This window comes from Micromonospora sp. M42, assembly GCF_000568915.1.
GTDB classification, from domain to species: Bacteria; Actinomycetota; Actinomycetes; order Mycobacteriales; family Micromonosporaceae; genus Micromonospora; species Micromonospora chalcea.
This window is the reverse complement of the sequence record NZ_KK037233.1, coordinates 3,287,991-3,306,173: the sequence shown is the minus strand read 5'-3', so window position 1 is coordinate 3,306,173 and position 18,183 is coordinate 3,287,991. Positions and strand designations below refer to the sequence as shown.

Annotated in this window: 15 protein-coding genes and 1 pseudogene; 10 read left to right on the top strand and 6 right to left on the bottom strand. The window is 73.4% G+C overall.

The features are described from left to right. Nucleotides 1-263: 263 nt before the first annotated feature. On the bottom strand, nt 264-1,178 hold the full coding sequence (locus MCBG_RS14920) for a DNA-processing protein DprA (RefSeq protein ID WP_043326361.1): 915 nt from the start codon (nt 1,176-1,178) through the stop codon (nt 264-266). 426 nt (nt 1,179-1,604) lie between these two features. Here MCBG_RS14920 and MCBG_RS14915 point away from each other — a divergent pair, with 426 nt between their 5' ends. Further along, nucleotides 1,605-2,084, top strand: a complete 480-nt coding sequence (locus MCBG_RS14915) for a GNAT family N-acetyltransferase (protein WP_043330622.1) — start codon at nt 1,605-1,607, stop codon at nt 2,082-2,084. Nucleotides 2,085-2,088: 4 nt separating this feature from the next. Here the strand turns inward: MCBG_RS14915 and MCBG_RS14910 are convergent, their stop codons facing one another. After that, nucleotides 2,089-2,577, bottom strand: coding sequence for an anthrone oxygenase family protein (locus MCBG_RS14910; protein WP_043330621.1), 489 nt, complete (start codon nt 2,575-2,577; stop codon nt 2,089-2,091). Between the two features lie 71 nt (nt 2,578-2,648). On the opposite strand from MCBG_RS14910, the gene MCBG_RS14905 reads away from it, so the two are divergent. Together MCBG_RS14905 and MCBG_RS14900 are read left to right on the top strand one after the other, a co-directional pair. Beyond that, nucleotides 2,649-3,593 (top strand): AraC family transcriptional regulator, encoded by a 945-nt coding sequence (locus tag MCBG_RS14905; RefSeq protein WP_083296921.1) that lies wholly within the window; start codon nt 2,649-2,651, stop codon nt 3,591-3,593. After that, the gene (locus MCBG_RS14900) at nt 3,590-3,931 is read left to right on the top strand and encodes a VOC family protein (RefSeq protein ID WP_043326359.1); all 342 of its coding nucleotides are present in this window, start codon (nt 3,590-3,592) and stop codon (nt 3,929-3,931) included. Before MCBG_RS14905 ends, MCBG_RS14900 begins: the two co-directional genes overlap by 4 nt. Before the next feature lie 35 nt (nt 3,932-3,966). Here MCBG_RS14900 and MCBG_RS14895 read toward each other — a convergent pair whose 3' ends face one another. Next, nucleotides 3,967-5,580, bottom strand: coding sequence for a DUF4153 domain-containing protein (locus MCBG_RS14895; protein ID WP_223201443.1), 1,614 nt, complete (start codon nt 5,578-5,580; stop codon nt 3,967-3,969). 1,104 nt (nt 5,581-6,684) lie between these two features. Here MCBG_RS14895 and MCBG_RS14890 point away from each other — a divergent pair. Next, nucleotides 6,685-7,434: a lytic polysaccharide monooxygenase auxiliary activity family 9 protein gene (locus MCBG_RS14890; RefSeq protein ID WP_369799309.1), complete on the top strand. Its 750-nt coding sequence runs from the start codon at nt 6,685-6,687 to the stop codon at nt 7,432-7,434. Between the two features lies 1 nt (nt 7,435). Here MCBG_RS14890 and mgrA read toward each other — a convergent pair whose 3' ends face one another. After that, a complete protein-coding gene (gene mgrA, locus MCBG_RS14885) occupies nt 7,436-8,425 on the bottom strand; it encodes an L-glyceraldehyde 3-phosphate reductase (protein WP_043326357.1) in 990 nt (329 codons plus the stop codon). 57 nt (nt 8,426-8,482) lie between these two features. Between mgrA and MCBG_RS14880 the strand changes: the two genes are divergently transcribed. The 5 genes and pseudogenes from MCBG_RS14880 to MCBG_RS14860 all read left to right on the top strand — a co-directional run bounded on the left by MCBG_RS14880 (nt 8,483) and on the right by MCBG_RS14860 (nt 15,090). Continuing rightward, nucleotides 8,483-9,451: an aldo/keto reductase gene (locus tag MCBG_RS14880; protein WP_043326355.1), complete on the top strand. Its 969-nt coding sequence runs from the start codon at nt 8,483-8,485 to the stop codon at nt 9,449-9,451. 58 nt (nt 9,452-9,509) lie between these two features. Beyond that, complete coding sequence (locus MCBG_RS14875; RefSeq protein WP_043326352.1) at nt 9,510-10,991, top strand: magnesium chelatase; 1,482 nt, start codon at nt 9,510-9,512, stop codon at nt 10,989-10,991. Between the two features lie 2 nt (nt 10,992-10,993). Continuing rightward, a pseudogene (locus MCBG_RS14870) lies at nt 10,994-12,951 on the top strand (VWA domain-containing protein). 949 nt (nt 12,952-13,900) lie between these two features. After that, nucleotides 13,901-14,476: a hypothetical protein gene (locus MCBG_RS14865; protein WP_043326350.1), complete on the top strand. Its 576-nt coding sequence runs from the start codon at nt 13,901-13,903 to the stop codon at nt 14,474-14,476. Nucleotides 14,477-14,613: 137 nt separating this feature from the next. Beyond that, the gene (locus tag MCBG_RS14860) at nt 14,614-15,090 is read left to right on the top strand and encodes a hypothetical protein (protein ID WP_043330618.1); all 477 of its coding nucleotides are present in this window, start codon (nt 14,614-14,616) and stop codon (nt 15,088-15,090) included. Nucleotides 15,091-15,128: 38 nt separating this feature from the next. On the opposite strand, the gene MCBG_RS14855 is transcribed toward MCBG_RS14860, so the two are convergent. After that, nucleotides 15,129-16,232 carry a GlxA family transcriptional regulator gene (locus MCBG_RS14855; protein ID WP_043326348.1) on the bottom strand — a complete coding sequence of 368 codons (1,104 nt, stop codon included), beginning with the start codon at nt 16,230-16,232 and terminating at the stop codon, nt 15,129-15,131. Between the two features lie 53 nt (nt 16,233-16,285). Between MCBG_RS14855 and MCBG_RS14850 the strand changes: the two genes are divergently transcribed. Continuing rightward, nucleotides 16,286-17,584 (top strand): MFS transporter, encoded by a 1,299-nt coding sequence (locus MCBG_RS14850; RefSeq protein WP_043326346.1) that lies wholly within the window; start codon nt 16,286-16,288, stop codon nt 17,582-17,584. Between the two features lie 15 nt (nt 17,585-17,599). Here the strand turns inward: MCBG_RS14850 and MCBG_RS14845 are convergent. Beyond that, a partial coding sequence (locus MCBG_RS14845) for an RICIN domain-containing protein (protein ID WP_043326344.1) occupies nt 17,600-18,183 on the bottom strand: 584 nt, incomplete at its 5' end.

Below are 18,183 nucleotides of genomic sequence, written 5' to 3'. Positions count from 1 at the left end.
CCTGCTCGGACGGAGCTGTGCCCTTGTACGTCCGGAGGTTGTAGTGGTGTTGCCAGGTGCGTGGCGAGTAGGAGATCGGTAGTACGAGGTCCGCGAGAAGGCCCTGGGACCGAGCGACGTGGGACTGGCAGCGGAAGCAGAGCGAGTAGCCCTCGTTCCGTACTCCCCGGCACGTCGGGCAGATCCAGGGGTGTGCCGGTAACGGGTTGCGCAGGTAGCCGCGCTGGACCTCGACGTGCCGGCTGATGATGGTCCAGCGCTGGTCAGCGGAGGGCGAAGTCAGGGAAGTTCTCCAGGCCGGCGTCGGTGGGCTGGTAGCTGAGGATGTCGTCGACGGCTTCCAGCAGCTGCGCGGTGCCGTGGACGACGTAGACGCCCGGGTTCTCGGCGAACGTCTTGGCCCAGTCGCACCGCATGACCTGGCTCGTCAGCACGACGGGACGGCCGTGCTGGAGGGCGAGCCGGGCCTGGATCCGTGCTCCGCTGGTCTCACCCGCCTCGACAACGACCGTCGCGACTGCGTACCCGCTCATGACGGCGTTGCGCATGGGGAAGCTCTGCCTGCTCGGCGGGGCGTCCGGCCAGAACTGGGAGATGACGAGCCCGACCTCGGCAATGTGGTCCTGCAGGCGCTGGTTCGCGGAGGGGTAGTACCGGCGGATCCCGGTGCCGATGACCGCGACCGTTCGCCCACCTGCCTCCAGCGCAGCTGAGTGTGCGGCGGTGTCGATGCCGGCGGCCAGCCCGCTGACCACGGTCACCCCGCGGCCTGCCAGGGTGGTGGCGACGGCTCGGGCGATCCGCAGCCCTTCCTCGCTGGCCTTGCGACTGCCGACGACGGCCACTGCCTGGTCGTGAACCCGTAGATCACCTCGGCTGAACAGGAGCGGTGGCATCTCCCGGATGCCGCGCAGCTGTGCAGGGTAGGTGTCTTCGAAGAAGGCGTGGACGCCGACTCGATCAGCTTGCCAGCCGGTGATCTCGGCGACGGCAGCGCTGATCAGCTCGGTGGTTGAATTCCCGTCCGGAAAGAGCGTGTCGGAGTGGCCGACCGTACGGTCCAGGACTGCCCTGGCGCTGCCGTTTTCCTGGATGTCGAGAGCGATCTCCGACCAGCGCGCGCGAGGCCGGCGAAGTAGCGCGACCAGGGAGGCCCGCTCGATCGTCGCCGTGTCCATGGGCACGATCGTAGGCCCTGGGCTGCGTTCCTGGCTCAGCCATCCTGGCCTGTGTTGATGACGAGAACCCCCGGCGGACGTCATCGCTAGAACGTATGTTCGATTCTGGCTGGAATCAAGAGCGGACCGACACTGGGCGACCGATCCTGCTTCCCCTTGCTGTCCAGGTGAGCGAAGGCTGGGGTTCGGCGGCGGCGCAACACCGCCGCGCTCGATCGGACGGCACGCCTTCCTTGCCTGGCAAGAGCGCCGCCGTGTTGAACGACCGGCGGGAACAGCGCGGGCCGAACGGGAGCCGTCATCGGTAGATGCGCCGTACCGGCCGATGCCGTCATCGAGGACGGCCCGAAAGCAGGATCATCAGGTGGTGGCTCCGGGGGATGATCATGAGCGTCCGCCCGTGATCCGACCGTGAGGGAGAGCACCGTGAACGACGCCATCCGCATCCGCCAGGCCGGTCCGGACGATGCGGCTGCGGTCGACGCCCTGGTCCGGGAGATCGCGGCCCACGAGGGGGAGAGCGAGCACGTCGGCGCGACCCCCGACCGGTGGCGCGAGGTGCTCGGCCGCGCCGACGTGACGGTCCTGCTTGCCGAGCGGGACGGTGAGACGCTCGGCTACGTCTCCGCGCAGCGGCGGCTGCACATGTGGAGCGGTGAGGACATCCTCGCGCTCGACGATCTGTTCGTCCGCGCCGAGGCCCGCGACGGTGGCGTGGGCCGGCGGCTGATGACCGCGCTGGCCGAGCGGGCCGCCGCCGAGCGGCTGGTCATCCGCTGGGAGGTGAAGCCGGAGAACGAGGCGGCGCAGCGCTTCTACCGCCGGCTCGGCGGGACGCTGTTCCCGAAGGTGGTCGTCCGCTGGCTGCCGGAGAGCTACCTGCCGCTGATCGAGGACAAGGCGTAGCGGCTCAACCGGACGCGCGGCCCGCGAGCACCAGCGCCCAGCACAACGCGCCGAACCCCGCAGTGCTCGCCACCGCCCGGACCACGTTCCAGGTGACCCAGGCGGACTCGAAGCGCTCCCGTTCCGCTCCGAGATCGGCGGAACCGGCCGCCGCGAGCGCGTCGTTCAGCGGCACGTTCACCGCCACGGTGACGACGAACGTCACCAGGTAGAGAGCAAGCCCGGCGACGATCCACGGCAGCGCCGGCCGGACCGCCCCGCGCCACGCCAGCACCGCCGCGAGCGCGGCCAGCACCGGCGTACCCAGGAAGGCCAGCAGGAACCAGCCGTTGACGATGGTGACGTTGATGCGCTGCATCGCGTCCACGAACGTGCGGTCGTCCGCGCCGCGCAGCGCCGGCATCACCGCGTACGCGAACGCGGCGAACAGGCCCGCCATCAGCCCGGCCCCGACTGTGGCGCCGACCAGCGTCAGTTGTTGTACGAGTCGCATGTCCTCATCGAACCGCCGCGCGGTGAGACGGCCCATGGCCAGGACGCGCGATCCTGTGTTCAATCGTCTCCGTGGACGCCGTCTCCGGCCTGCTCGACGGTCCCCGGGCGCGGGGCGCCTTCCTGCTGCGCTCGATCCTCACCCCGCCCTGGTCGATGCTGATCCGGGACGAGGCGCCGCTCACGCTGGTCGCCGTGGTGCGGGGGGACGCCTGGATCGTCCCGGAGGAGGGGGAGGCCGCGCGGCTCGGCGACGGTGACGTAGCGATCGTGCGTGGCCCGGCCCCGTACACGGTGGCGGACGACCCGGCCACGGCGCCGCAGGTGGTAGTGCACCCGGGCCAGCGCTGCACCACGCCGGACGGGCGGGAGCTGTTCGCGATGACGCGGTGGGGCGTACGCACCTGGGGCAACGGACCGGACGGCCGGACCGTGCTGCTCACCGGCACGTACCCGGTGCGGGGCACTGTCGGGCGGCGGCTGCTCGACACGCTGCCGCCGCTGGCGGTGGTCCGCCGTGAGTCCTGGGACTCTCCGCTCGTGCCGTTGCTGGCCGACGAGATCGTCAAGGACGACCCCGGCCAGGATGCGGTGCTGGACCGCCTGCTGGACCTGCTGCTCATCGCCGCGCTGCGGGAGTGGTTCGCCCGGCCCGGGGCTGCCGCGCCGGGCTGGTACCGGGCGTACGCGGATCCGGTGGTCGGCCGCGCGCTGCGGATGCTGCACGACGACCCGGCCCGGCAGTGGACGGTGGCGTCGCTGGCCGCCGAGGTGGGGCTGTCGCGTGCGGCGCTGGCCCGGCGGTTCACCGCCCTGGTGGGCGAGCCGCCCATGTCGTACCTGACGGGCTGGCGGCTGGCGCTCGCGGCCGACCTGCTCCGCGAGCCCGGCGCCACTGTCGGCGCGGTGGCCCGCCGGGTCGGCTACGGCAGCTCGTTCGCCCTGAGCACCGCGTTCAAACGCCGGTACGGCACGAGCCCTCGTCGGCACGTCGACGGGGCTAGATTGACCGGATGACTGTCGACCTGTTCGCCGGCGTCCCGATCCACGACATCGCCGTGTCGACGGCCTGGTACGAGCGGCTGCTCGGCGCTCCGCCGCAGTTCCTGCCCAACGACCACGAGGCGGTGTGGGAGCTGGCCGAGCACCGCTACCTCTACATCGAGGTGCGGCCCGACCACGCCGGTCACGCCATGCAGACTGTCTTCGTCGAGGACTTCGAACTCCGTCTCGCGGCGATCGCGGCCCGAGGGTTGGAGCCGGCTGCGCAGGAGACCTACGACAACGGCGTCCGGAAGGCGATCTTCCACGACCCGGACGGCAACGAGATCGGCTTCGGCGGCGGCCCCGCCTGACCGGGCCGCGGCGATCCGCGGCCCGGTCGGCGACGTCAGCGTGGACCGCGCGTCTTCGGCAGGTCGAACTGGTCCGCCCGGCGGCAGTCCTTCGGGCCGCCGACCGCCTGCGGGCCGACCTCCTCCAGTGCCTTACGGGCGCGCTGCCGACCGAGGTTCCAGGCGTACCAGGGGTCGGGCTCGGCGAGGTCGTCGGCGATCCAGCTCAGCGTGCACCGGCGTACCGGGTCGGGAAGCTTGGCCAGCGACGGCGTCGCGTCGGCGGACAGCGCCCGCAGATACCAGGCGTCGATCTTGCCGGTCTGCTCGTACCGCAGCGTGTTGCGGCGGGCGACGTAGTCCTCCGGGTTGAGCACCGCCAGGCCGAGCAGCATCGTCACGGCCAGCGCGACAGTGGCGCCGGGAATCCACCGGCCCTTGAACCGGACGCCGGCCAGGATGATCATCAGGAAGACCGTGCCGAGCAGCATCTCGAACGCCATCACGAAGATCCGCTCGCCGGTGAAGCTGTAGACCTTCTGGTACGTCCACATGCGGGACAACGCCGACGCCACGATCACCACGCTCAGCGCGCTGATCAGCCCGAGCAGCACACGCAGCAGGACGCGCTCGACCGGCCGCTCCCGGCGCGCCCAGCGGCCCACGCCGCCGAGCACCGCCACCGTCAGCAGCGTGACGAAGAGCAACTGCCAGAAGCCGCTGCGCGCGTACTCGGCGTAGCTGAGACCGGCGACCCGCTGCACGTGCTGCTGCCCGCCGAAGAGCACAGTGAACTGCACCACCACGAACCCGGCGAACAGCAGGACGAGCGCGCCGATGGCCGGGGCCCACTCCAGCAGGCCGATCCGCCGCTCGCCGGACCTGTCCACGGTGGACAAGTCGGGCGGCGCGGCGAGCGTGTAGACCGCGGCCACCGCGATAAGCCCGCCCACCACGGCCAGGAACACCCAGCTGAACACCGAACCCATGTCGGTCTCGGGAACGAGCGAGCCGAGCGCCTCGGAGAACGCCGCGTCGGCGGAGGCGAGCAGACTGCCGAAGACCACGAGCACCACGACCGTGGCGACCACCGAGACGGTCACCTTGCTCACCGTCGCCGCCGACGCCGAGGCGGTGACGTGCCGGCGTACCCAGGGCAGGCCGCGTAGCGCCGCGAACGGCGTGGCGACCAGGCCGAACAGGATCGATCGCACCAACCGCCCGCCGACGATCGCGAGGGTGGCGCAGCCCAGCGCGCCGAGCACGCAGAACGTCACGAGCCACCAGGCGTTGCGGAACGCCGGCACGGCCATCAGCGCCAGCGCGGCCGCCGCCCACCCGGCCCGGATGAGCCGGTCGGCGCGCGGCAGGTCAGCGGTCTTCGACCGGATCGCCAGCACCACCGCGACAGTGAGCGTGAGCCACCCCAGGAACCAGCCGACGCCGACCCGGCCCAGCGGCACGAAGACCGCGCCGCCGACCGCGCCGGCCAGCACCGCGAGCGGCACGGCCCGGCCGGTCGCCGCCTTCGGGCCGGGCCACCGCGCGCCGAGGAACGAGGTCCGCGGCGTCGGCGGTCGCGGCGTCCAGACCGGCGCCTGCGGATGGCCGGTCCACCCCACACCAGGGTACGGCGGCGCGCCCACCGGCCGACCGGGAGGCTGCGGCATCCCCGGAGCGTGCGGTGTGACCGGCGCGGGCGACGCGCCGGGGATCGGCGGCGTGCTCGGGGTCCCGGGCCGGGCGGAAGCGTGCGGCGTGCCGGGCGCGCCGGAACCGGCCTGCGGGTGGCACCCGGTGCGCCCGAACTGGCCAGTGTGCCGGAGCCGGCCTGCGGGTTCGGCGCATCCGACGGGGACGAACCCGGGGCGGCAGGCGAACCGGTGGCCGGAGCCGTCGTGCCGGCGCCCGAGGAGGACGGACCCGCCGATGCGGCGTCCTCGGCAGCCGAAGGGGTTCCGTCGGCTCGGGTGGCGGCAGGCCGGGCCGCCGGAGCGGCGTCCGGCGTGGCGGCGACGGGCTCCGCCGGACGGTCGGCCGGTGCGGTGGCGGGCTCCCCATGATCAGCCGCCCCCGTCGAACCGTCCCCGGCCGGGGACACGCCCGCGCCCGCGGAAGCCGGCGGCGTCTTGGCGACGTCGCCGGTGGTGGGGGAGAGGGCGGCATCCTCCACCGGGGAGCGTTCGACGGCCGGTGCTGTCGCCTGGGCAGGCACCGCGCTCGGCTGGCCGGCCCCCGGCACCAGCGGGAGGAACAGCGCGTACCCCTGGGTGCCGGGCGGGACGGTGACCGGAATCGCCCAGCCGGGCTGCCCCTCCGCGCCGGGCCACGGCACCGGTGGGGGCGCGCCCTCCATGCTGTGCATCACCAGCAGATAGGGCTGGGAAGGTGGGACGTCGCCCGCGGGAGGCCCGTTCGCCGGGGCGGCGCGGGAGGGCTCGGGGGACGGTTCCGGCTCGGGCAAGGGACGCTCCTCGATCACAGGGTTTCGTCACTCTAGGTCCCCCCACATGCGCCCCGCCGCCCCGTCTGTCCGTTCGGTCACGTCGGCCCGGCCGATCGGCGCGGATCGAACCTTTGACGTCTCGCGGCCGTACCAGTGCGCGGGAGGTCGATCACATGGCCGCACGCCGCGCGCTCGCCGCGCTCGCCGCCGTCGCCGTGACGGTGCCGCTCGCCGCCACGCCGGCCGGCGCGCACGGTGCGCCGACCAGCCCGCTGAGCCGGGCCGCCGCGTGCGGGCCGGAGGGCGGTGGCCGGGCGCGGACGCCCGCGTGCCGGGCCGCGATCGCCGCCGGAGCGGGGTACGCGAGTGGGACAACATCCGGGTCGCCCGCGTCGACGGGCGGGACCGGGAACGCATCCCGGACGGGGAACTGTGCAGCGGCGGGCTGTCCGCGTACCGGGGGCTGGACCTGCCGCGCGCGGACTGGCCGGCCACCACGCTCACCGCCGGCGCCCGGCACACGTTCCGCTACCGCACCACCATCCCGCACCAGGGCACGTTCCGGTTCTACGTCACCACCGGCTCGTACTCGCCGCAGCGGCGGCTGACCTGGGCGGACCTGGAGAAGAAGCCGTTCCTTCAGGTCACCGACCCGCCGATCCGCTCCGGCGCGTACGAGATGCGGGGGCGGCTGCCGGCCGACCGGACCGGCCGGCACATCGTCTACGTCATCTGGCAGAACTCGGACACCCAGGACACCTACTACTCCTGCTCGGACGTGATCTTCCGGGCGGCACGCGGTGAGCCGGACGCGACCCCGGCAGCGCCGGAGGCGAGCGCGTCGCCTCCGCGTACCCTCGCCGGGGCGGCGACCGACGACGAGCCGGCGGTGCCGGTGGCGACGGTGACCGACGGCGGACCGCTGTCCCGGCCGCTCGTGCTCGGCGCGGCGGCGCTCGTCGTCGCGCTGCTCGCCGCGGCGGTGGTCGGACGGCGGCTGAGCCGGGCCGGCGGCCCTCCGCCCGGACGGCCGTGCGGTGTCCGCAACCACCGCGCCGGGCGGCGCCGCGTCTGGTGAGTCAGCCGAGCAGGCGCTCGATCTCGGCCAGGTCCTCACCGGCGAGGTCGAGGTTGTCCAGCGCGGCCACGTTGCCCTCCAGCTGCGCCACGCTGCTCGCGCCGATGATGAGGCTGGTCATTCGCGGGTCGCGCAGCGCCCAGGCGAGGGCGAGCTGGGCGAGCGTCTGACCGCGCCGCTCGGCCACCGCGGCGAGCCCCCGGACCGTCGCCATCGTCTCCTCGTCGAGGTCGGCCTCGTTGAGGAAGACGCTCGTGCGTACCCGGGAGTCGGCCGGGATGCCGGTGAGGTAACGGTCGGTGAGCAGGCCCTGGGCGAGCGGGCTGTACGCGATGCAGCCGGCGCCGACGCCCTCCAGCGTGTCCAGCAGGCCGTCGCTCTCCGTCCAGCGGTTCATCATCGAGTACGACGGCTGGTTGATCAGCAGCGGCGTGCCCAGGTCGCGCAGGATCTCGGCGGCGCGCTCGGTCTGCTCCGAGTCGTAGTTGGAGATGCCCACGTAGAGCGCCTTGCCGGAGCGGACGATCGCGTCGAGCGCGCCCATCGTCTCCTCCAGCGGGGTCTCCGGGTCGAAGCGGTGCGAGTAGAAGATGTCGACGTAGTCCAGCCCGAGGCGGCGCAGCGACTGGTCCAGCGACGAGATCAGGTACTTGCGCGAGCCCCACTCGCCGTACGGGCCGGGCCACATCAGGTACCCCGCCTTGCTGGAGATCACCAGCTCGTCCCGGTACGGCTTCAGGTCGCCTGCGAGCAGCCGGCCGAAGTTCTCCTCCGCCGAACCGGGCGGCGGGCCGTAGTTGTTGGCCAGGTCGAAGTGGGTGATGCCGAGGTCGAAGGCGCGGCGGACGATGTCGCGCTGCCGCTCGAAGGGCCGGTCCGGTCCGAAGTTGTGCCACAGGCCGAGGGAGATGACGGGGAGCTTCAGCCCGCTCCGGCCGCTGCGCCGGTAGATCATCTCGTGGTAACGGTCGTCGCTGGCGAGGTATGTCACGGGGCCATTCTGTCCGCAGCGGAGTGCGGCCGCAGCGGCGCGGGTACGTTCGGCCACATGCGTTACGTGCAGCTCGACACCCCCAAGCCCATCTCCAAGATCGGCCTCGGCACCTGGCAGTTCGGCTCCAAGGAGTGGGGCTACGGCCCCGACTACGAGCGCCGCGCCGCCGAGATCGTCCGGCGGGCGCTCGACCTGGGCGTCACCCTGTTCGACACCGCCGAGCTGTACGGCTTCGGCCGCAGCGAGCGCATCCTCGGCGCGGCGCTGGGCGACGACCGGAGCAAGGTCGTCGTCGCCAGCAAGATCTTCCCGCTGCTGCCGGTCGCCCCCGTGGTGCAGCAGCGCGCCGTCGCCTCCGCCGCCCGGCTCGGCGTCGACGGCATCGACCTCTACCAGGTGCACCAGGCCAACCCGGTGGTCGCCGACACCACCACCATGCGCGGCATGCGCTCGCTGCAGGACGTCGGACTGGTCGGCGAGGTCGGCGTCAGCAACTACGGCCTGCGCCGGTGGCGGTTCGCCGAGGCCGCGCTGGGCCGCCGGGTGCTGAGCAACCAGGTCCGCTACAGCATGATCGACCGCGGCCCCGAAGAAGACCTCATCCCGTACGCGGAGCAGGCCGGCCGGATCGTCATCGCGTACTCGCCGCTGGCGCAGGGTTTCCTCTCCGGCCGCTACGACGCCACGAACCCGCCCGCCGGGGCGGTACGCCGGGCCAACCCGTACTTCCTGCCGGAGAACCTGGAACGCGGCACCGCGCTGATCGCCACGCTGCGCGAGGTCGCCGACGCGCACGACGCCACGCCGAGCCAGATCGCGCTCGCGTACGTGCTGCGGCACCCGAACGTGGTGGCCATCCCCGGCGCGTCCGGGGTCGAGCAGATGGAACGCAACGCGGCCGCCGCCGAGATCGACCTGACCGACGACGAGTACGCCGCGCTGGTCGCCGCCGCGCACGCGTTCCGCCCGGTCACCGGCGTGGCCGCGGTGCCCCGGATGGTCCGCGCCCGCCTCGGGAGGTGAGCGGCGCTCCGGCGGCGTCAGTGGCGACGGGCGCCGCCGGTCACCGGAGCGCGCTAGCGTGGATCGGGTGACCGCTCCCAACCAGGTTCCCCCGGTCCCGCCCGCCGAGCTGCCGAGCACGCTCGGCGCGTTGCGCGCGGCCGGCCACCAGTACCGCACGGTCAAGCAGGAACTCCGAGACAACCTCCTCGCCCGGATGGGCTCCGGCGAGGACCGCTTCCCCGGCATCGTGGGCTACGAGGACACGGTGCTGCCCGAGGTCGAGCGCGCGCTGCTCGCCGGGCACGACATGGTGCTGCTCGGCGAGCGCGGGCAGGGCAAGACCCGGCTGATCCGCTCGCTCGGCGCGCTGCTGGACGAGTGGACCCCGGTGATCCCCGGCTCGGTGCTCAACGAGCACCCGATGCACCCGATCACCCCCGCCTCCCGGGCACTGGTCGACTCGGCCGGCGACGACCTGCCGATCGGCTGGCTGCACCGCTCGATGCGGTACGGCGAGAAGCTCGCCACGCCGGACACCAGCGTCGGCGACCTGATCGGCGACGTCGACCCGATCCGCCTCGCCCAGGGGCGCACGCTCGGCGACCCGGAGACCATCCACTTCGGGCTCGTACCGCGCACCAACCGGGGCGTCTTCGCCGTCAACGAGCTGCCCGACCTGGCCGAACGCATCCAGGTGGCGCTGCTCAACGTGCTGGAGGAGCGCGACATCCAGGTCCGCGGCTACCAGCTGCGGCTGCCGCTGGACCTGCTGCTGGTGGCCAGCGCCAACCCGGAGGACTACACCAACCGGGGCCGGATCATCACGCCGCTCAAGGACCGGTTCGGCGCGGAGATCCGTACCCACTACCCCCTGGACCTCGACCTGGAGCTGTCGCTGATCCGGCAGGAGGCCGACCTGGTCGCCGTCGTGCCGGAACACGTGCTGGAGGTGCTGGCCCGGTTCGCCCGCGACGTGCGGGAGTCCCCGTCGGTGGATCCGCGCTCGGGTGTGTCCGCCCGGTTCGCCATCGCCGCCGCGGAGACGGTGGCCGCCGCCGCGTTGCGTCGTTCCGGTCTGCTGGCCGGTGCCTCTGCTGCCTCGGGTGGCGGGGCCGGGTCGGCGTCCCGGCCGGAGGCGCCGGTGGCCCGGATCGGCGACACCGTGTCGGTCACCTCCACGCTGCGCGGCAAGGTCGAGTTCGAGAGCGGCGAGGAGGGACGCGAGATCGAGGTGCTCGCGCACCTGCTGCGTACCGCCACCGCCGAGACGTTCCGCGCCCGCCTGGCCGGGCTCGACCTGTCCGGCTTCACCGCGATCGTCGCCGAGGGCGGCGCCGTGGAGACCGGGGAACTGGTCTCCTCGGCCGAGCTGCTGCGCCAGGTCGGCACCGTACCGGGGCTGGCCAAGGTGCTCGACCGGCTCGGGCTCGGCGACGCGCCCAGCCCGGAGGAGGCCGCCGCCGGCATCGAGTTCGTGCTGGAAGGGCTGCACCTGACCCGCCGGCTCGGCAAGGACGTCACCGACTCCGGGCGCACCGTCTACGGGGACCGGGACTGACAATGGCCGGCGGCAACCGCTTCCGGTACGGGCAGTGGCGCGGCGGACCCGACCCGCTCGCCCCGCCATACGACGTGCGCGCCGCGGTGGACGCGGTCGGCTCGGACGTGCTCGCCGGCGGCAGCCTGCGCGAGTCGCTGCGTGAGCTGCTGCGGCGCGGCCCGCAGGGGCGGGGCGGCCTGGACGACCTGGCCGCCCGCGCCCGCCGCCTGCGCCGGGAGGCGCTGCGCCGCGGCGACCTGGACGGCGCCGTAACCCGGGCCCGCGCGCTGCTCGACCAGGCGCTCGCCGCCGAACGCGACGAGCTGCGCGGCCGCGACGGCGACGACGCCCGGTTCGCCGAGGCCGTGCTCGACAACCTGCCCCGCTCCACCGCCCGCGCGGTGTCGGAGCTTTCCGGGTACGACTGGGCCAGCGCCGAGGCCCGGCAGACCTACCAGCGCATCCTCGACGGGTTGCGTGGCGACGTGCTGGAGCAGCGCTTCGCCGGGCTGCGCGACGCGGCGCGGGCCGCCGCCGACCCGGCCGCCCAGCGGCAGCTCGCCGAGATGATGCGCGACCTCAACGACCTGCTCGCCCGGCACGCCCGCTCGGAGGACACCACCGACGCGTTCGCCGAGTTCATGGGGCGGCACGGGGAGTTCTTCCCGGAACGGCCCAGGAACGTCGACGAGCTGATCGACGTGCTGGCCCGGCGGGCGGCTGCAGGTGAGCGACTGATGCGGTCGCTGTCCGACAGGCAGCGCGAGGAACTGGCCGGACTGATGCGCCAGTCGCTCGGCGACCGGCTCGCCGGTGAGCTGTCCCAGCTCGACGCGCACCTGCGGTCGCTGCGGCCGGACCTGAACTGGGCAGCGCGGCGAGGCGCGTACGCGGCGACCAGCCGCTCGGCTACGGCGAGGCCACCGGCGCGCTCGACGAGATCGCCGAACTCGACGAACTGCTGGACTCCCTCGACCAGGACCAGCCCGGCGCCACGCTCGACGACGTCGACGTGGAGGCGGTCGCCCGCACGCTGGGCCGCGACGCCGCCGACGACGTACGCCGGTTGCAGGAACTGGAACGCGAACTGCGCCGCCAGGGCTGGGTCACCCGCGACGCGGACGGGCTGACGCTCAGCCCGAAGGCGCTGCGCCGGCTCGCGAGCACCGCGCTGCGGCGCGTCTTCTCGGACCTGACCGCCGGCCCGCGCGGCCAGCACGACCTCCGCACCGCGGGCGCGGCCGGCGAGGTGAGCGGGGCGTCCCGCCCCTGGGAGTACGGCGACGAGCAGCCGCTGGACGTGGTGCGCACACTCACCCGCGCGGTACGCCGGGCCGGCCCCGGAGTGCCGGTGCCGCTCGCGGTCGAGGACTTCGAGGTGGTGGAGACCGAACGGCGGGCGTCGGCGGCCGTGGTGCTCTGCGTCGACCTGTCGTACTCGATGATCTCGCAGGGCCGGTGGGGCCCGATGAAACAGACCGCGCTGGCCCTGTCGCACCTGATGGCCACCCGGTTCCCGCAGGACGCGTTGCAGATCGTCGGCTTCGGCCGGGAGGCGATGCCGCTGACCCAGCAGGAACTGGCGGCGGTGGAGCCGGACATGCAGCAGGGCACGAACCTCCAGCACGCGCTGCGGCTCGCCGGCCGGCACCTGCGCCGCCACCCGGGCGCCGAGCCGGTGGTGCTCGTGGTCACCGACGGCGAGCCCACCGCGCACCTGGACCCGGAGGACGGCGAGGCGTACTTCCACTGGCCGCCGCTGCCGGAGACCATCTCGGCGACGATCCGGGAGGTGGACCGGCTGACCCGGTACGGCGCGACGCTCAACCTGTTCATGCTGGGCGACGACCCGGGGCTGCGCCGGTTCGTGGACGCGGTGGCGCGGCGCTCGGGTGGCCGGATGTTCACGCCTGACCTGGACGACCTGGGCGAGTACGTGGTGTCCGACTACCTACGAGCCCGCCACGGCCGCCGCTGACCCCGCGCTCCCTCATCCTCCCGCCCCCCGTCCCCGCGCTCCCTCGTCCTCCCATGTTCTCGTCGATCTTGGAGTTGTGGCGCCCAGGATGCCCGGCTTGACACCTTTCGCGAGGCACCACAACTCCAAGATCCCCGACCCCCGGGGCCCGTCGGGCTAGCTCGCGGCGCCCCGGATCGCCCAGACCCCTGAGTGTGCGCGATCTTGCACTTTGGCGCCCCGCGAGCCGGACAAATCGGGTGCTCGGAGGGCGCGAACTGCAAGATCGCGGGACCGGTCGCGGCCGCTTCGCTCCTGCCCAGCGCACCGCCCTGCCCGCTCGCGTCGATCATGAACTTGGCGGCACTTGGTGTCCGTTATGTCGCCGCTAACCTCATGATCAACGCTATGGCGGGTGCCCGGGGAGGCTTTTGTGGGGGTGATCAAGGGGTTTGTGTCCTCGTGGCGCCGGAAATGGCCGCAAACTCCTTGATCACGGGGCACAGAGTGAGGTGTCCGGATGGGCTGGGCGAGTCTGGTCGGTGGTGTGCGGGTTGTCGGGTTTGGGGGTGGTGGGCGGCACTTTGGTGGCGGAATCGTGGGCGGGCCGGTGGCGTTGTAACCGGGTGAACGACCGAGCAAGGCCGCGCCCCCGAGCGCGTCGGCTGTGGGGACAGACCTCAGGCCGTTGAGTACGTGCGGCGGCGTGAGCCGCGGGGAATCATCCCGCTCGGCTGGTCGTTGAACACGGTTCCGACGACGTGAGCCCCGCGCCGCCCCCCGACAGCGTGAGCTGGCCCGGGAATGATGCCGGGTCGACGGTCGTTGGACATCCTTCCGGCGCCGCGGAGAGGCCCCCAGCCCCCGCGAGCAGCCGAGATCCCCTGAGACTTTCTTGAGCGCCTGACGGTGCCCACGCACCCCCGGTCCCCCCCGGGGGGTGTGTCGACCCCCGAATGGAGCCCCCATCATGAACACGATTCTGCGTAAGAGCGTTCTGGGTATTGCTGGTCTGGCTTTCACCGGTGGCGTGTTCGCCGGCCCGGTCGCCGCCCACGCGGCCGACACCGCCCACGCGGTCAAGCCGGTCACCGCCACCGTGCAGGGTGACAAGCTGATTCCGCACGGCGTGCAGGGCGCCCAGTCCCGCATCGACCTCAATGACGAGCAGACCAAGAACGTGAAGGCGATCATTGCCGCGACGAAGAAGGCCGGCATGGACGAGCGTGCCGCGGTCGTGTCGATCGCGACCGCGTTGCAGGAGTCGAAGCTGGAGAACCTCGGCCACCTGGGTGACCGTAACGACCACGACTCGCAGGGCCTGTTCCAGCAGCGCCCCTCCTCCGGTTGGGGCACGGTCGAGCAGATCACCGACCCCGAGTACTCCACGACCGCGTTCCTGAAGGGTCTGAAGCAGGTCGACGGCTGGCAGGACATGCCGCTGACCAAGGCCGCCCAGACCGTCCAGGTCTCCGCCTACCCGGACCACTACGCCCAGTGGGAGCAGCAGGCCGCCGACCTCGTCGCCCAGCACTGGAACAAGTAAGACAAAACGTGAAGGCCGGCACCCCGAACCAACGGGGTGCCGGCCTTCACGCCTGTCCGGACCCGTCCGGGTGAACCGGGCGCGGTAGCCGGGGTGGGCGCGGCAGCGGCGGGGGTTGGATGCGGGACATGGACGAGGTGGACGTCGCGGCACTGCGGCAGGCGTATGACGAACTGTTCGCGGAGATCGACGCGGGCGGGTTCGGGCCGCCGCCGGAGGGGCAACTCAGCGCCGAGCAGATCGTCGCGCACCTCGCCGCCAACGACGAGCTGATGAGCGAGGCGACCGAGGCGGTGCTGGCCGGTTCGCCGTTCGCCTACTACGACCTGGACACCATTCACCGGCCGCAGCTGGACGCGCTGGTGTCCGAGTGCGGCGGGCTGGACGGCCTGGCGGTGCTGTTCCGGGCCACCAGCCAGAAGCTGTGCGCGCTGGCCGACCGGCTCGGCCCGGCGGCGGAGACACCTGTGGACACGGTGCTACGCGAGGGCTTCGACCTGGACGTGGACGAGTCGCTGCCCTGGGGCAGGGCGCTGGACCTGCACATCCGCGTGCACCTGCCGCTGCACATGACCCAGCTCCGCGCCCTGCGCCGCCAGCCCCACCTCGCCTGACCGCGGGACCGCCCGCCGCCGATCCGCCCCGCCGCCGATCATGGAGTTGTGGCGGTGGACAACTCCGGCACGTCCGGCCTTCCAGGCGCCACAACTCCAAGATCGACGGGAGCGGGGCGCGGGGAACGCGGGGACGTCGCGGGGGACGCCGCGGGGGAAGGGTGGCGGAACGTGCGGCGGTAGGCGGTGGGGGCCACGCCGACCCGGGCGTGGAAGTGCTGGCGGAGCGCGGCTGTGGTGCCGAAACCCGCGTCCTGGGCGATGCGGTCGACGCTCAGGTCGGTGGTCTCCAGCAGCACCCGGGCGTGCTCGGTGCGCTGCTGGAGCAGCCACTGCGCCGGGCTGAGCCCGGTCTCGGAGCGGAAGTGCCGGGTGAACGTGCGGACGCTCATCCGCGCGTGCGCGGCCATATCGCGCAACGCCACCGGCTCGTGCAGGCGCTGCCGGGCCCACTCGCGGGTGGCGGCGGTGCCGTGGTCGGTGCCCCGGGGCACCGGCCGTTCGATGTACTGGGCCTGCCCGCCGTCCCGCCACGGCGGCACCACGCAGCGCCGGGCCGCCCGGTTGGCCGCCGCGCTGCCGTGGTCGGTGCGGACGACGTGCAGGCACAGGTCGATGCCGGCGGCCACCCCGGCCGAGGTGAGCACGCGCCCGTCGTCGACGAAGAGCACGTCGGGGTCGAGTCGTACGCCGGGGTGCAGGCGACGGAAGCGTGGGGCGTACGCCCAGTGGGTGGTGGCCGGGCGGCCGTCGAGCAGACCGGCGGCGGCCAGCACGAACGCGCCGGTGCAGATGGACATGACGCGCGCTCCCCGGGTGTACGCGGCGCGCAGCGCGTCGGCCACCTCGGCGGCCACCGTGCCGTCGAGCAGTGGCGCGCCGGCGTGGATGCCGGGGACGATCACGGTGTCGGCGGTGTCGAGGAGTTCCAGGCCGTGGTCGGGGAGCACCTGGAAGCCGGCGCTGCTGCGTACCGGCTGCCCGCCGGGGGTGCACGTGGCGACGAGGTACAGGGGGACGCCGCCGTCGGTGCGGGCGGCGCCGAAGACCTGGGCGGGGGTGCCGAGGTCGAGTGCCACCACGCCGTCGAGGGCGAGGACGGCGACCCGGTGTGGTACGGACATGGCCCGATTATTGCGCATGATGGCTTTCCGGCCACTCGTCGGCGAGGCCACCCCGGTCCGAGACTCGGCTGGTGAACCGATCCCGCCTGCACCCGGCCTGGCTCGTCGCCGCCGTCGCCTTCGTCGCGCTCGTCGGCGCGGCCGGTTTCCGGGCCACCCCCGGCGTGCTGCTGCACCCGCTGCACGCCGAGTTCGGCTGGCCGCTGGCGACCATCTCCGCCGCCGTCTCGGTCAACCTGCTGCTGTACGGGCTCACCGCGCCGTTCGCCGCCGCGCTGATGGACCGGTTCGGCATCCGCCGGGTGGTGGCCGGCGCGCTGGTGCTGGTGGCCGCCGGAAGTGGCCTGACCGTGGCGATGACCGAGAGCTGGCAGCTCATCCTGTGCTGGGGCGTCCTCGTCGGGCTGGGCACCGGCTCGATGGCCCTGGCGTTCGTGGCGACGGTGACCGGGCGCTGGTTCGTCAAGCGCCGGGGCCTGGTGACGGGTGTGCTCACCGCGGGTGGGGCGGCCGGGCAGCTGGTCTTCCTCCCGCTGCTGGCGGTGCTGGTGCGCGACCACGGCTGGCGCACGGCGGCACTCGTCGTGGCCGGGGCCGCGCTGGCGGTCGTACCCCTTGTGGTGTGGTTGTTGCGCGAGCACCCGGCGGATCTGGGGCGGCCCGCCTACGGCGCGACGGAGGTCGTGCCGCCGGCCCGGCCGGAGGGCGGCGCGGCGGCCCGGGCGGTCGGCGCGCTCGCCGCCGCCGCGCGGACGCGGCCGTTCTGGCTGCTCGCCGCTGGTTTCGCGATCTGCGGCGCGACCACGAACGGCCTGGTGGGTACGCACTTCGTGCCGGCCGCGCACGACCACGGCATGCCGGAGACCACAGCGGCCGGGCTGCTCGCCCTGGTCGGGCTCTTCGACATCGCCGGTTCGATCGCCTCCGGCTGGCTCACCGACCGGGTCGACGCGCGGCTGCTGCTCGGCGCCTACTACGCGTTGCGCGGGGCGTCGCTGCTGGTGCTGCCGAGCCTGTTCGCCGGGTCGGCCCGGCCGAGCATGCTGGTCTTCATCGTCTTCTACGGGCTGGACTGGGTGGCGACTGTGCCGCCCACTGTGGCGCTGTGCCGGGAGTGGTTCGGCGCGTCCGGGGCGGTGGTGTTCGGCTGGGTGTTCGCCGCGCACCAGTTCGGGGCCGCGCTCGCGGCCACCGGCGCGGGCCTGGTCCGGGATCGGCTCGGCGACTACGCGATGGCCTGGTACGTGGCGGGCGCGCTGTCGGTCGGCGCGGCCGGGCTGTCGTTGCTGCTGCGCCGCCGTCCCGCCGACGAACCGGCGTTCGCGCTCCCGGTGGCCGCGGGCCGGCGGGCCTGGAGCTATCGGGGTTGACGCCCGCGCTGCCGGTCAGCCGACCGCCCACTGCTGCTCCGGAGCGCCGCTGCACGGCGCCTGCTCCAGCTCACGGCCGGGCTCGGTGCCCGCGTCGTCGACCTGCGCGCACTTGCCGCTGTGCACGGCGACCAGCAGCGCCACGCCGTCGCCGGCCTGCTGGAACCGCCACTGCTGGTTGGCCTGCCCGTTGCAGGACCACTGCTGCACGTCCGTGCCGTCGTCGGTCTTCGCCTCGTTGACGTCCAGGCACTTGCTGCTCGCGGCGTTGACCAGCAGGTAGGTGTCGTTCGTGACCGGCGTGACCACCCACTGCTGCTCGGGCCCGCCGGTGCAGTCGGCGAGCGCGGCCTGCGCGCCCTCGGCCTCGTCGCCGGTCACGCCGAGGCAGCGCCCGGACGGCACGCCCCGGAGCACCTTCGGCGTGGCCACCGGCGCGGCCGGGGTGGTCGGCGCCGCGCTCGGCGAGGGCGACGGCGTGGGCTCCGCCGACGGTTCCGCGCTCGGCTCGCTCGCCGTCGCGGTCGGCACTGCCGCCGCTGGCACCACCGGCCGCTCGTCGCCACCGCCGAGCACGCCGGTGGCGAAGAAGGCCCCGA